The organism is Polyangium sp. 6x1, from assembly GCF_029946515.1.
Classification (GTDB): domain Bacteria; phylum Myxococcota_A; class Polyangia; order Polyangiales; family Polyangiaceae; genus Polyangium.
In genome coordinates this window covers 1-13,226 of record NZ_JARZHH010000132.1, presented here as the reverse complement: position 1 = coordinate 13,226, position 13,226 = coordinate 1, and the positions used below count along the sequence as shown (strand labels likewise).

The 13,226-nt window shown below is 71.2% G+C and carries 11 protein-coding genes; 5 read left to right on the top strand and 6 right to left on the bottom strand.

The window, feature by feature from the left end:
- The 4 genes from QHF85_RS48515 to QHF85_RS48500 all read right to left on the bottom strand — a co-directional run.
- Positions 1–391 (bottom strand): RNA-binding protein (locus QHF85_RS48515; RefSeq protein WP_281334362.1); only part of this gene is annotated, 391 nt, incomplete at its 3' end.
- A 390-nt stretch (positions 392–781) separates the two neighbouring features.
- Positions 782–1,309, bottom strand: a complete 528-nt coding sequence (locus QHF85_RS48510; protein ID WP_281334361.1) for a hypothetical protein — start codon at positions 1,307–1,309, stop codon at positions 782–784.
- Between the two features lie 41 nt (positions 1,310–1,350).
- On the bottom strand, positions 1,351–5,481 hold the full coding sequence (locus tag QHF85_RS48505) for a serine/threonine-protein kinase (protein WP_281334360.1): 4,131 nt from the start codon (positions 5,479–5,481) through the stop codon (positions 1,351–1,353).
- The gene (locus QHF85_RS48500; RefSeq protein WP_281334359.1) at positions 5,478–6,335 is read right to left on the bottom strand and encodes a hypothetical protein; all 858 of its coding nucleotides are present in this window, start codon (positions 6,333–6,335) and stop codon (positions 5,478–5,480) included. The genes QHF85_RS48505 and QHF85_RS48500 overlap by 4 nt, the downstream gene beginning before the upstream one ends.
- Before the next feature lie 323 nt (positions 6,336–6,658).
- Here QHF85_RS48500 and QHF85_RS48495 point away from each other — a divergent pair, with 323 nt between their 5' ends.
- On the top strand, positions 6,659–8,149 hold the full coding sequence (locus tag QHF85_RS48495; RefSeq protein ID WP_281334358.1) for a serine/threonine-protein kinase: 1,491 nt from the start codon (positions 6,659–6,661) through the stop codon (positions 8,147–8,149).
- Here the strand turns inward: QHF85_RS48495 and ung are convergent.
- Positions 8,128–8,844, bottom strand: coding sequence for a uracil-DNA glycosylase (gene ung / locus QHF85_RS48490; protein WP_281334357.1), 717 nt, complete (start codon positions 8,842–8,844; stop codon positions 8,128–8,130). The two genes, QHF85_RS48495 and ung, sit on opposite strands and share 22 nt — an antisense overlap.
- 137 nt (positions 8,845–8,981) lie before the next feature.
- Positions 8,982–9,272 carry a hypothetical protein gene (locus tag QHF85_RS48485; protein WP_281334356.1) on the bottom strand — a complete coding sequence of 97 codons (291 nt, stop codon included), beginning with the start codon at positions 9,270–9,272 and terminating at the stop codon, positions 8,982–8,984.
- Positions 9,273–9,377: 105 nt separating this feature from the next.
- Here QHF85_RS48485 and QHF85_RS48480 point away from each other — a divergent pair, with 105 nt between their 5' ends.
- The 4 genes from QHF85_RS48480 to QHF85_RS48465 all read left to right on the top strand — a co-directional run.
- On the top strand, positions 9,378–11,252 hold the full coding sequence (locus tag QHF85_RS48480) for a PilT/PilU family type 4a pilus ATPase (protein ID WP_281334355.1): 1,875 nt from the start codon (positions 9,378–9,380) through the stop codon (positions 11,250–11,252).
- Entirely contained in the window at positions 11,252–12,325 is a 1,074-nt protein-coding gene (locus QHF85_RS48475; protein ID WP_281334354.1) for a type IV pilus twitching motility protein PilT, read from the top strand. Before QHF85_RS48480 ends, QHF85_RS48475 begins: the two co-directional genes overlap by 1 nt.
- Before the next feature lie 89 nt (positions 12,326–12,414).
- Complete coding sequence (locus tag QHF85_RS48470) at positions 12,415–12,942, top strand: hypothetical protein (RefSeq protein WP_281334353.1); 528 nt, start codon at positions 12,415–12,417, stop codon at positions 12,940–12,942.
- Positions 12,932–13,226, top strand: a 295-nt coding sequence (locus QHF85_RS48465; RefSeq protein WP_281334352.1) for a hypothetical protein, incomplete at its 3' end; no start/stop codon positions are given. The genes QHF85_RS48470 and QHF85_RS48465, both read left to right, overlap by 11 nt.

Here is a 13,226-nt window from a genome sequence, read left to right as displayed (position 1 = left end):
GCCCGCCGCCGCCACGGCCGCCGCGGCCACCGCCGCCGCCGCCGTAGCCGCCACCACCGCCACGGCCGCCGCCGCCGCCGAAGCCGCCGCCGCCGCCGCCGCCGAACCCACGGCCGCCGCCGCCGCCGCCACCCTCACGCGGGGGACGCTCCTGGGCCTCGTTGACCTTGAGCGTGCGGCCGTCGAGCATCATCCCGTTGAGCTGCGAGATGGCGTTCGTCGCCGCGCTCGCCGAGCCCATCGTGACGAAAGCGAAACCGCGCGGCTGACCGGTCTCACGGTCGGTCGGCATCGCGATCTCGCGAACCTCACCAGCGGCCGAGAAGGCTTGCTCGAGGGCTTCGCGGGTGGTGCTGTAGGAGAGGTTGCCTACGTAGAGACGATTTCCCATGACATGATGCTTTCACGGCTTCCTTCGCGCGCGGGCGCGCCATCTCTGCCGACCATTCGACGAAGCCGTAGCGATCGAACGGGGACGTGCCGCGCGGGTCAGTCCGCGCCAGCACACGCTGCGTCTTCCAGTCGTTCGAGGCGAGCCACGTCCCCCTCCGAGTGGAGGGAGGAAAGAAAGCGTCGTGTCGAGGGCCAGTGACGTTCGTGAGGCACCTACCGTACCCCGACGCGCTCAAGGTCGCAAGCCTGTCGCAGCCTTTTCTCCGGGACGCTGGAGGCCCAGCGCGGACGGAGATCGCGAAAGACACGGAACAACGAAGGCTTTCGACGAACGCGTGGACACCGCCTCGGCGAGCGGGCGCACGGGTTCGTCCCGGAACAGGGTTCGTCACGCCAATCCCAGCCGCTCACGCGCGCCCTTCACGCCGAAGATCGTGCCCCCACCGGGCGGCACGATCGGCGCAAGCAGGATCGACGCGAGGATCGCGGCAAGCGTGAGCGGCGCGTCCGGATCGTCTCCCTCCGCGATCTCGTTCGACACCTGCCAGACCCGCCGGCCGCGCTGCACGAGCACATCCATGCCCGCGCCGCCGATCGCCGCCGCACCCGCCTCCGCGGAGCGGCGCGCCTCGGGCGCCTCCTCGACAGGCACGGTCACGACGTGCACGCGCGTCGCCGCGCGCCGCCCCTTGCGCAAGACCGACACGAAAGCCGCGTCCGCCGCGGGCGTCTCGCCGTTCGGATAGGCCTTCGGTGGCTCGATCTCGAGCGCGACGCCGAAGAACATGCGGGCCTTGTGCGCCCAGAGCGCGATGTCGACGCGGGCCGACGGATCGGACGCGAGGAGCGTGTAGGCGCTCGAGACGGGGAGCGGCTCGACCCGAGAGCTCGCCCAGCCATTGCGGTCGACGTCCATGCCCGGACGATACGCCGTCCGCGGCGGCCAGGGTATCGGCATTACGACCGCAAGGTGGCCTCGTCCGAACGCGCGCGCGCGAGGTGGCGTTCGAGCCGGGCCGTCATGATGTTCGGCAGGGTCCGCCCGATTTCGAGCGCGCGCTCGAAATGGCGCCGCGCCTCGGCCGTGCGCCCACGGCGGAGCGCCGACAAACCCCGGGCCTCCGTCACCTCCAGGCGCTCCTGCCCCACGGAAAACTCGCGCGAGCGGGCCTCGAGCGCGTCCCAGGCCGCGTCGTCGACGTCCCGCGTGGCGAGCTCCAGCATGACGCAGAGCACGTCCTCCGCCGGCACCGGGAGCACCGGGCCCGCCTGCTCGCGGATGCGCGCCGCCGCCTCGCGCGCGCCCTCGAGGTCGCCGCGAAAGTGCCGCAGGCGCCCGTCGAGCAGGGCGATCACCGGCCGCGGCGCACCGCCCGTGTGCCGCACCTCGAGCGCGAGCGCGCGCGCCGCGTGGGGCTCGGCCGCGTCGAGATCGTCCCAGAGATACAGGTACTCGCCGAGGTTGTGGTGCGCGAGGATCTCCAGCCAATCCTGGCCGAGCTCGCGGCCGAGCCAGGCGACGCGTTCGAAGTCGGCGACCATGCGCGCCTTGTCTCCGACGAGCGCCGCGAGCAGCGCCCGCGCGTTGATCACGCTGGCGAGGTGGAGGTCGTCGCCGTGCGACTCGCAGAGCTCGATCGCGCGCTCGATCGCCCGCTCGGCGTCGGCGAGACGGCCGAGCCCCGGCAGCACGAAGCCGAGCATGGTGAGCGCGACGATCCGCGGCTCGTACGCCTCGTACCCGATCGCGTCCGCGACCTGGATCGCGCGCTCGAAGAGCGGGACGGCCTCGGCCTCGCGGCTGAAGCGGAGGAGCGACAAACCCTGACCGAGCAGGAGGCGCGCGAGCAGCGCGGGCGGCGGCGATTCCGGGAGGATCGCGAGGACCGAGACGACACGCATGCGCGACGCCTCGTAGTCGGCCATCCAGTCGAGGACCGTGGCCTGATCGAGCAGGATCTCGGCCTCCGTGAGGTGATCTCCGGCGGCGGCGTCACACGCGAGGGCGAGGTCGTCGAGCGCGTCCGGATACCGGCCGAGCCGGTAGCGCATGAGGCCCCGTCCCCGCAGGGCGCCCTGGCGCAGCTCGGCGGGTTTGTCCGGATCCGTCGCGCTCGTGGTCGAGGCCTCGAGGGCGCGCGTGTAACAGCGCTCCGCGCCGAGCCAGTCGTGCCGCGCCCGCGCCGCTTCGGCGAGCGCGAGATAGGCCCGCTCGCCGAGCGCGCGCTCGCCCGCGTGCGTCGCGTGGTGCGCGAGCTGCGCGAGATGACGCTCGTCGCCGCTCGGGGGCGATCGGCCGTCCCAGCCCGAGGTTTGTTGGAAATGCGCCGTGGCCGCGAGGTGGATGCGGGCGCGTGAAGCTTCCGGCACCGAGCGCGCGATCGCCTCGCGCACGAGCGCGTGCCGGAACGCGTACCGGCCCGCGCCGTGGCGCGCGAGCAGCCCCGCGGCGACGAGCCGCTCCGAGCCGACCCGCGCGTCGAGCGGAAAATCTCCGCCCGCGTTCATTCGATCGAGCCGGCCGAGCACGCCGTGCATCTCGGCGACCGTCACCTCCGCGCCGAGGACCGCGGCCAGGCAGGCGTGCGCGCGCGCCGCAGGCGGCAGCGCGTCGAGCTCGCGGTGCGCGAGCCACTCGATGAGCGGGAGATCCGGCAGATCGTCGAGCTCGTCGGTGGCGAGGAAAAACCCGCTGCCCGAGGGGTGCTTCCGGACGATCCCCTGGGCCTTGAGCCCCCGCACGAGCTCGACGAGCAGGAGCGGCACGCCCTCGGCCCGCGCCGCGATGCGCGCGACCGCCGACTCGGGCACGTTCTCCGCGGGTCGCAAGAGCTCGCGGCAGAGCGCGGCGGCGCTCGCAGGATCGAGCGCTCCAAGCCGGTGCACGGCGCGGCGATGCGCCCGCGCGCCCCACGACGGGTGGTCCTCCTCGAACGTGGGCCTGCCGAGCACGCACACGAAGAGCGGCGCGCGCGCCTCGGCCCGCGCGGCGAGGTCCAGGATCGCGAGCGTCGCGTCGTCGGCGAAATGCGCGTCGTCGAGGATCACGCAGAGCGGCTCGTCGAGCGCCTTGCGCCGGAGCGCCTCGCCCACGCTCGCGGTGAGCAGCGTCCGGAGCGCGCCCGGCGCCGCCTCGATCGCGTGCAGCGCGGAGGAGTCCGTGATCGTCGCGGCGCTGCTCTTCGAGATCCACCCGAGCGAGAGCGCCACGCTCGCGCCAGCCTCGACGTGGCGCGCGGGCCCGAGCTTCGCCGCGAGCAGCTCCCGCCCGCCGTCCTCGGGGGCCTTGGCGGGCAAGCCGAGGGCGCGTTGCAAAAGATCGCGCACGCTCCCCGCCGCGCCGTGCACCGGCTCGTGCGCGGAGAACGAGATGAGCCGCGTCTTCGGTAAAACCTGCCCGAGCCGCTCGAGGAGGGCGCGCTTCAAGAAGCTCTTGCCGCAGCCTGCCTCGGCGAGCACCACGGCGACCGAGGGCAACGCCTCCTCGACGGCTTGCCGCGCGACCTCCGTGAGCGCGTCGAGCACGCGTTCGCGACCGGAGACCGGGATCGAGGTGCGTGACGGGGTCGCGTCCGTGATCTCGCCCGACGACGTCGGCGGCGTGTCCTCGCCGCTGCCGTCGAGGAAACCTGGCAGCGGATACGGCGCGACGCCCGAGGCTTCGAGCACGGCGCGCGCGGCGGCCGAGAGGGAGACGCCGCGCGGCGACGAGGGCTTCGGGAACCGGTCTTCGCGGGCGATCCGCGGCGCCAGGATGCGGCGGGATCCATCGAGGCCGAGGTGGACGGCGACGGCCGCGAGATCGAGGCCGACGCGCTCGCAGGCGCCCTGGTCCGTCAGCGTGCGCGCCGCTTCGAGGGCGCGCCGCGCGGGGTTCTCGTCGACCTCGTGGCCGAAGGCCGCGACGTACCGGCCCGCCGAGGCGTGGACGATCTGCGCTCCGAACGGCTCGAGCGCGCGCCGCAGGGCGATCGCGTCGAGGCTCGATTCGAAGCAGGCGATGCACACGACGCGCCGCTCGGCGCTCTTCGGCGTCTTCGCTCCGGGCGGCGGATCGAGCGTGGGCACCGCGAGCACGAGGTTGTTCTCGTCCGGCAGCGCGAGCGCGGCGGCGAGGCTCGCGCGCAGGTAGGCGGCCGACGCGGGACGATCGGCGGGGGCTTTGGCGAGGCAACGAAGCACGAGGTCCTCGACCGAGGACGGGATCGATCGCGCGAACGGCGGCGGGGCGACGGCCGAAGGAGGCGGCGGCCTCTGGCTCACGTGGCCCTCGCGCACGAGCGCCGCGGGTCCGAAGAACGGCGGGCGCCCCGTGAGCATCTCATAGAGCAAGATGCCCATCGCGTAGATGTCGGCGCGTGCGTCCTCGCCGCGGTGCCCCTCGCACGACTCGGGCGCCATGTACTCGCACGTGCCCACGATCGCGCCCGCGGCGGTGAGCGCGGGAGCGGGCGGCCAGACGGCCTGCGCGATGCCGAAATCGAGGAGCACCGCGCGTTTGCCCTCGGCGTCGACGAGGATGTTTTCCGGCTTCAGATCGCGGTGCACGTAGCCGCGCGCGTGGACCGCCTCGAGCGCGCGCAGCACCGCGAGCCCGAGCAGGATCGCCTCGCTCGCCGGCAGCGGCCCCGCGCGGGCGAGCAGGTGATCGGCGAGTGTCCTCTCGGCGACGAGCTCCATCACCACGTACGTCCCGGCGGAGGGAACCTCTTCGAGCGCGAAGAAGGCGGGCACGTGGGGCGGGCCGACCGCGCGCATCACCTCGACTTCGCGCACGAGGCGCGGCGCGGCCTCGGTCACGTCGGGATGGGCGAGCTTGATGGCGACGGCCTCTCCGCCGTCGATGCGCCGCGCCGCGTACACCACGCCGAACCCGCCACGCCCGAGCGTGCCGGAGACCTCGTACCCAGGAAACACCGGCGCGGGCCGATCCGGTGGCTCGGGCGTGACCGAGTCCGGCGGATTCGCGCCGTGCTCGGGGCAGCCGTCCACGGGCACGCGCCGCCCGCACGCGAGGCATCGGATGCCTCGCCTCGGGCCCGGGGAGACCGGGCCCCCGTCGGGCGGTGGGCCGTGGACCAACGTCATGGCAGGAACACCGTCACGACCTCCGTGGTCTTGCGAGGGGGGCTCACTGTCGCATCGTAGACGCATTTCGGGCGAAATCCATTGTTTGGATCGAGCGAATCGCACACGGCGTCGCAGGAGCCGCGCCGCTCGATGAGGCCGCAACTCTCGATTCCGGCGGCCCCGACGTGCCCCGCGGCGCAGTCGCGCTGGACGCTCCGCGCGTAATCTGTGTTCGGGACGTATACGCAGGCGTGCAGGTATGGCGTCGGCGCGAACAGGTTCCCCCAGAAAGCCCCCTCCTCGTATGGATAGCTATATCGCTCCAAGCTCGCCGCGTGCTTGATGGCGTCGTGGGAGGCTCGCAGCGAGAGGATGACCGTCACGCCATACCAGTTCGTCCGGGCCGCGAGGCACGCCGAGACCCACCGTTGGCCGGTCTCGTCGAGCGGCCCGGTCGCCCAGCCAGGCGCGAGCCCGAGCTTGCCGACGTACGTCTCGGTCTGAACGACGCCCTGCGCGTCGGTCCACGTCACCGTGAACGACTGCGACGGGTCGAAGGCGCAGCCCACGGCATACCGCATGAACGTCCGCGAAAGACGTCCGGCCTCGCCCGGGTCCTGCAGCGCGGCGAGCATGTTCGGGGCGACCGACGACGGCGAGAGCGCGTTCGGCTGGATCGCATTCGGCTGGATCGCGTTCGGTTGAATCGCGTTCGGCTGGATCGCGTTCGGCTGGATCGCATTGAGCTCGACGACGTTCTCCGAGATTTCCCCGACGGTCCCTTCGTCCTCCTCGAACGCCTCCTCGGCGCCCCCACAACCCACGAGCGTCCCCAGCGAAACCAGCAGCCAAGCGAACGTGTTGCGTCGCATGTTTTCTACCCCCCACCCCTGCACGAACATGAAAAATATGAAATCAGGAAGAAAGCCGAGAGTACTCTAGCACCCGGAAAGCACGTACGAACCGAAAACGAAGCCGGTCGAAAAAGAGCGTTGCAGCAGCACGATAACGACGTTCTCCGTCCGAGACGCGCGCCACGACGAAATCCGTCGCTCGTATACCTGGGCAACGTTCGTTTGCGGACGCGCGGCGCCGCGCGGGACGTGCTATCCTGGCCAATCTACGTTTTCGTGGTTTCCGCTAGATTCCGCCCCGCCGGGGCAGGATGGAAAGCAGGGGGCAGGCCATGGGGGGAATGAACGACAGGACCACGCGGCCGCACGGCCAGGTCAAGGACACCGGGCGCTCGGGTGAGCTGCGCGCGGGGACGAGCCTCGGCGATTACGTGATCGAGGAGCTCACCTCGTCGGGCGGGCACGGCTCGGTATATCGCGCGCGCCACCGCGCCTTCGGTGGCCGCGTCGCCATCAAGGTGATGCACCCGGCGCTCGTGGCGCTACCACGAATGGCCGAGCGATTCGTGCGGGAGGTCGAGGTCATTCTGCGGCTCCACCACCCGAACATCGTCGAGGTCCACGAGCTCGGCACGTTGGACGACGGCACCCCGTATTACGTGATGGACTACCTCGAAGGCACGACGGTGCGCAATTACCTCGGGACGCGCGGGAGGCTCACGCCCGAGGAGGCGCTGTCGATCCTGGAGCCCGTCTGCGCCGCGCTCGCCGCCGCGCACGCGGACGGCATCGTGCACAGGGACGTGAAGGCGAGCAACATCATGATCTGCGAGGGCCCGCCGCGAACCGTGAAGCTCCTCGATTTCGGCATTGCCAAGCTCCTCGCGCCCGAGCCGGGCCGGGCCGGGCTCACCTCGATCGGCCAGCAGCTCGGCACGCCCTCGATCATGGCGCCCGAGCAGATCCTTTGTGGTCCCATCGACGCGCGCACCGACATCTATGCGCTCGGCGCGCTCCTCCACGTGCTGCTCACCGGGCGCCCGCCATTCGAATCGAGCGCGCACGAGGGCCTCGTCGAGCAACACCTCGCGGCGCCGCCGCCGCGCCCGAGCCAGCGCGCCCCCGTGAGCCCCGCCCTCGACGCCATCGTGCTCCGCTGCCTCGACAAAAAACCCGACCGCCGATTCGAATCCGTCGACGCGTTCCTCGATGCGCTCCGCGAGGCCTTGCGCGCCGGCCGATCCGAGGAGACGACGAGCGCCGAGGCGGAGCGGCGCGCGGTCGGCATCCACGTCGACCTGCGTTTCCCCGAGGGCGCGGACGAGGCCGACGAATCCCTCGTCCTCGCGCTCGCCCAGACCCTCGAGCGCGCCGAGGAGTGCATGCGCTCGGGCGGCTTCGTCCTCGCCACCGTCACGAGCACGCAGCTCCTCGGGGTCCGGCTCCTCTCGGCCGATCCGGTGCACGCGAAGACCGAGCGCCGCTCCGCCGTGCAGTTCGCCCTGACGCTCCACGCCGCTTTGCAGCAGCAGGACGAGGGGAGCGCGGTGCATGCGAACGTGGCCGTGCACGTGGACGCGGTCAACGTGCGCCTCGCCGCGGAGATGGATATCGCCTCGGGCGACCTCGCGCGCACGGAGGCGTGGGCGCCGCGGGGCAACGTGGACGGGCTCGTGGCAACGGACGCGGCCATCGAGGGCCTGAACGGCAGCGCGGGCGGGTTCGTCCTCGAACCAGGTCCGGCCGGCGCGACCCTCGTGCGGCGGACCGCGACGCGCCGCTCGAAGCCCTCGCTCACGATGGTCTCGGGTCAGGGCAGACCGGGCACCTGAGCCGCGGCCCCGAGCTCCCGCCGCGGCGGCAACTTCCAATCGATTTCGGGTTTTCCAATCGAGCGCAGCGCCGCATTGATGGCGGAAAACGGCCTCGTCCCGGAAAAACTCCGCACCGAGAGCGGCGAGGGGTGCCCCGTCTTGATGATCGGGTGCCTCGACGCGTCCACGAGGCGCGCTTTTTTCTGCGCGTGCGCCCCGAAGAGCGCGAAGACGAGCGGCTCCTTGCGCGCCGAGAGGGCCGCGATCACGCCGTCCGTGAACGTCTCCCAGCCCTTGCCGCGGTGCGATCCCACCTCGCCTTCGCGCACCGTCAAGATCGTGTTCAGGAGAAAAACCCCCTGCGCGGCCCAGGGTTCGAGGCAGCCGTGATCCGGTATCTCGAAGCCGGGGATGTCCTCGCGCAACTCGCGGAACATGTTCGCGAGCGAGGGCGGGATCCGCTGGGCGTGACAAACCGAAAAGCAGAGCCCGTGCGCCTGCCCTTTGCCCACGTACGGATCCTGACCGAGCAGAACCACGCGGACCTTCTCGTACGGGGTCTCCTTGAACGCATTCCACACCTCGTCCTCGGGCGGAAACACCACGTGGTTTTTCCGCTCCTCGTCGACAAACGCGGCGAGCTCGGCGAACGAGGGCCGCGAGAGCTCGTCCGTGAGGACCTTTTTCCAGGAGCGGGGCAAATCGATCTTCATGGCTCGGACACGGGCATCCTAGGGCCTCGCGGCGAGTTTGGCCAGGTGAAACCGTTCTGCACGACGAGCACGCGCCGAAGCGGCCCGCCGCGGGTATGCCCGGACGAACCCGACCCTTTTTCGCAGAATGCCGCCGCTCAAGCCCGCCTGCCCCACGTCGTCTGCGTGGCGATCCACAGAACCCCGAACACGAGCGGCCACGCCGCCGCCCCCGCGCCCACGGCCCAGCGCGTGGGCAGCCAGATCCCCGCGATCCCCGCGGTGATCCCCCCGAAAAACGAGCCGCAGACGAGGTGCGCCGGGATGGCCGGCGAGGCTTTCACGCCGCGGCGCTGCTGGTAGGGCGCCACCACCACCGCGATCACGAATCCGAGGGCCGCGCCTGCGAGGGCGCCGAAGAGCGCGGCGAGGAAGGGGGCATGTTCCATGGCGAACCCGGGCGATCCGCGCCGATTGTATCGCGGACGGCGCCGTCCTTGCCGAAACATCGAGCCCTCCGTTACGATGGCCCTCCTCCGCGATCCGAAAGCTCGATGCCCCAGCTCAAAGCCCTGCTCGAGAACCTCCTCCGCCCCGACGTCACCGAGGTCGCCCTCGCCACGGGCCGGAATCCCTGCGTCAAGGTCGGCGGCGTCTACGAGATCATCGACCGGAAGATCCTCTCGACCGACGACATCCTGCAGCTGCTCACCACGGCCGGCGGCAGCCGCCACATCGACAACCTCGGCGTGAAGCCCGTGCAGTGGGGCTGCCGCGTGGACGGCGTCGGCGCGATCGCGATCGCAGCCGTGCGGACCCCGAACGCCGTGCAAGCCCGGCTCATGCGGCTCGCGCAGGATCCCCGCAAAGACGCGCCCGGCACGGCCGCATCTCCCGCCATTCCGGCGCCGAAACCCACGCCACTCCAGCCGTTGCCCGCGCGCCCCGCGCCGCCCACAGGGCCGCCGAAGCCCGGCGCGCCGCCGCCGGAGCTCATGTGGGGCGACCTCAACGAGGACGCGCCTCCCCAGGCGCCCGCCTCGCCGCCCCAGGCTTCGCTCCCGTCCGTCGACAAGATCAGCGCGGCGGCCCCCGTGCTGGCCGCTTCGCCCTCGTTCGAGCTCGACCTCGACGAGCCCCGCGCCGCGCCCCCGCACAAGGACACACAGCGCCCGCGCAACTTCGCCATCACCCTCGACGATCCGGACGATCCCACGCTGCTCGCGGCCGCGGCGAGCGCCGCGCATTTCGCTTCGCTCGCGCTCGACGACGTCCTGCTCCACGCGCGCGCGGACGGCGCGAGTGACCTGCACATCGTCGCGGGCCGGCCGCCGCTCGTCCGCATCGGGGGCAAGCTCGTCCCGCGCGGCCCGGTCGTCGAGCCGCAGGCCCTCGAACGAATGCTGGAGTCGCGCATCCCCGAGCGCCTGCGCGCCCAGCTCACGCTCGACGGCTCTTGCGATTTCGCGCTCGACGAGCCGCGCATCGGCCGCGCCCGCGTCAACGTCACGCGCCAGCGCACCGGCCTCAAGGCCTCGTTCCGCCTCGTCTCGCGGGAAATCCCGACCCTCGCCGAGCTCGGCCTGCCCGACGCCATCGCGCTCGCGACGCGCCACCACCAGGGCCTCATCGTGCTCACCGGGCCCACGGGGCACGGCAAAACCACGACCCTCGCGGCGATCGTCGACATCATCAACAGCGAGACCTCGCACCACGTCATCACGGTCGAGGACCCGATCGAGTACGTCCACCCGCGCAAGAAGGCCATGATGAGCCAGCGCGAGGTCGGTTCGCACACGCGGACCTTTGCGTCGGCCCTCAAAGCATCGCTCCGCGAGGATCCGGACGTCATCGTCGTGGGCGAGCTGCGCGACACGGAGACCGTGCGCATGGCGCTCTCCGCGAGCGAGACCGGGCACCTCGTGCTCGGCACGATGAACACGCCGAGCGCGGCGAAGACCATCGATCGGCTGATCGACCTCTTCCCGCCCGGCGATCAGCAGCAGGTGCGCGTGACGCTCGCCGGCGGCCTCCGGCTCGTCGTGAGCCAGCGCCTTTTGCCGCGGAAAGACGGGGCCGGCATGATCGCCGCCGCCGAGATGCTCCCGGGATCCGTGCCGCTCTGGAACCTCATCCGCGAGAGCAAGACCTGGCAGATCCCGAGCCTGCAGCAGCGCGGCAAGGGCTTCGGCATCGTGCGGCTCGACGACTCGCTCGCCGAGCTCGTCCGCGCCGGCAAGGTCTCGCTCGAAGACGCGCTTCTCGCCGCCGAGGCGCCGGACGAGCTCGAAGCCGTGCTCGCGGGCAAACGCGCGGCGGCCGCGCCGCAGGCCCCGCCCGGCGAGCCCCCCAAGCCCGCCGAGGCCGAGGCGAACAAGGGCCTGCTCGGGCGCGCCGGCGCGCTCTTCGGCAAGAAGGGAGGCGCGTAGTGGCTCGCATCGACCGGCTCTTCGACGAGCTGCTCGCGAAGAAGGGCAGCGACCTCCACCTCGGGGTCGGTTATCCGCCGCTCCTCCGCGCGCGCGGCGAGCTCGTGCCGATGCGCGACGCGCCGATCGACGCTGCCGAGATGGAGGAGCTGCTCTTCGAGATCACCTCGCCCGAGGAGCGCGACAAGATCACGAACGAGCTCGACCTCGATTTCGCCTACCAGTACGAGGACAAAGCCCGCTTCCGGGCGAATTATTTCTACAAGATCACGGGGCTCGCCGCGGTCTTCCGCATCATCCCCGCGAAGATCCTCACGCTCGACGATCTCGGCTGTCCGCCCGTCGTGCGCAAGCTCTCGGACAAACGCAGCGGGCTCTTGCTCGTCACGGGCCCGACGGGGAGCGGCAAGTCGACGACGCTCGCGGCGATGATCGATCACATCAACACGACGCGGCCTTGCCACGTCCTGACGATCGAGGATCCGGTCGAGTTCGTGCACACGCCGAAGATGTCGCAGGTCACGCACCGCGAGGTCGGGCCGCACGCGTCGAGCTTCGCGACCGCGATCCGCAGCGCCGGCCGCGAGAACGCCGACGTCATCCTCATCGGCGAGCTGCGCACGAACGAGACGATGAAGCTCGCCTTGCAGCTCGCGAGCTTCGGCGTGCTCGTCTTCGGCACCGTGCACACGAACAGCGCGGCGGCGACGATCGACCGCATCATCAACGCCTTCCCCGCCGACGAACAGCCGCAGGTGCGGGGCATGCTCGCCGAGAGCCTCGTGGCGATCGTGGCGCAGCAGCTCCTCAAGACGGCGGACGGCAAGGGGCGCGTCGCCGCGCACGAGATCCTCGTGGGCTCGTCGGCGCTCGCGGCGATGATCCGCGAGGGCAAGACGTTTCAGATCCCGAACATCATGCAGGCCGGCCAGGCGCAGGGCATGCAGACGATGGACATGGCGCTCGAGCGGCTCATGCAAAAAGGGACGATTTCGCCCGAGGTCGCGCTCGAAAAGGCGATCGACAAAGAGAGCTTCCAGAAGGTGGTCGCGCAGCGGCTCGCGGGTGGATGATGCGAATCTCGCGTACAATCGGTGCATGCGCGTTCGCGGCGGCCTCGCTGGTAGGGCCGGCGGCGGCGTTCGCGCAGCAAGCCGCGCCCATGCCGACGGGGCCGTCGCAGGCCACGTACACGCGTTATCGTGGGCGGGAGGTCTACTGGGGTTCGCTCGGATTCGGCCCGCGGTTTTCGACCATCTTCAACATCCCGCGCAGGAAATTCGCGATGGGCGGCGGCGCCGTGATCCGGATGCACCCGATCTCGTATCCGTCGAGGCCGGCGAGCTACATGCCGCTCGAGCTCGAGCTGGAGATCGGATACGACCGGTATTTCGGAGAAGACCATTACGAGCTCAGTTATGGTGGCTCGGGCCTGCTCATGTTCGCCTCGGGGAAGTGGCAGCCGTACATGATCGCCTCGGCGGGTCGCTCGCTCGGCGTTCTGGACGTGGGGCGCGACGCGCGATGGTATCTGGGCGGGGGTTTTGGCTTCGGATATCGCACGAGGACAGTTTTCGTGGGCGCGCAGGCGCGAGGCGGCGGGTACGTCAACGCTCCGCCCACGAGCCCTGTGGGCGGGGCCGAAGGGTTCGTCGACGTGAAGCTCACGGGGGTCTTTTATGTCCTCTGAGCGCCCCCACCGCATGTGCGTGCGCCTCTTGCCCGTGGTGATCGTCGTGTCGGTCGCGGCGACGAGCCAGATGATTTCGGTGCCCGAGGTGCATGCGACGGGGCCCATGGGCACGGGAATGAAGCCGCCGCCGCCTCCGCCGCCGCCGCCCCCACCGCCGCCGCCTCCGCCGCCGCCACCCCCGCCGCCTCCTCCGACGTGGCATCCGCCGCCCCCGCCGCCGCCTCCGCCGCCGCCGGTCTTTACGCCGCCGCCTCCGCCGCCGCCCCCCACCCCCCCGGGGG

Coding starts and splice junctions, on each gene's coding strand:
- QHF85_RS48470 (WP_281334353.1), top strand. CDS start 12,415: ATGCCGACGGGGCCGTCGCAGGCCACGTACACGCGTTATCGTGGGCGG.
- QHF85_RS48500 (WP_281334359.1), bottom strand. CDS start 6,335: ATGCGACGCAACACGTTCGCTTGGCTGCTGGTTTCGCTGGGGACGCTC.
- ung (WP_281334357.1), bottom strand. CDS start 8,844: ATGAAGATCGATTTGCCCCGCTCCTGGAAAAAGGTCCTCACGGACGAG.
- QHF85_RS48480 (WP_281334355.1), top strand. CDS start 9,378: ATGCCCCAGCTCAAAGCCCTGCTCGAGAACCTCCTCCGCCCCGACGTC.
- QHF85_RS48505 (WP_281334360.1), bottom strand. CDS start 5,481: ATGACGTTGGTCCACGGCCCACCGCCCGACGGGGGCCCGGTCTCCCCG.
- QHF85_RS48485 (WP_281334356.1), bottom strand. CDS start 9,272: ATGGAACATGCCCCCTTCCTCGCCGCGCTCTTCGGCGCCCTCGCAGGC.
- QHF85_RS48495 (WP_281334358.1), top strand. CDS start 6,659: ATGAACGACAGGACCACGCGGCCGCACGGCCAGGTCAAGGACACCGGG.
- QHF85_RS48510 (WP_281334361.1), bottom strand. CDS start 1,309: ATGGACGTCGACCGCAATGGCTGGGCGAGCTCTCGGGTCGAGCCGCTC.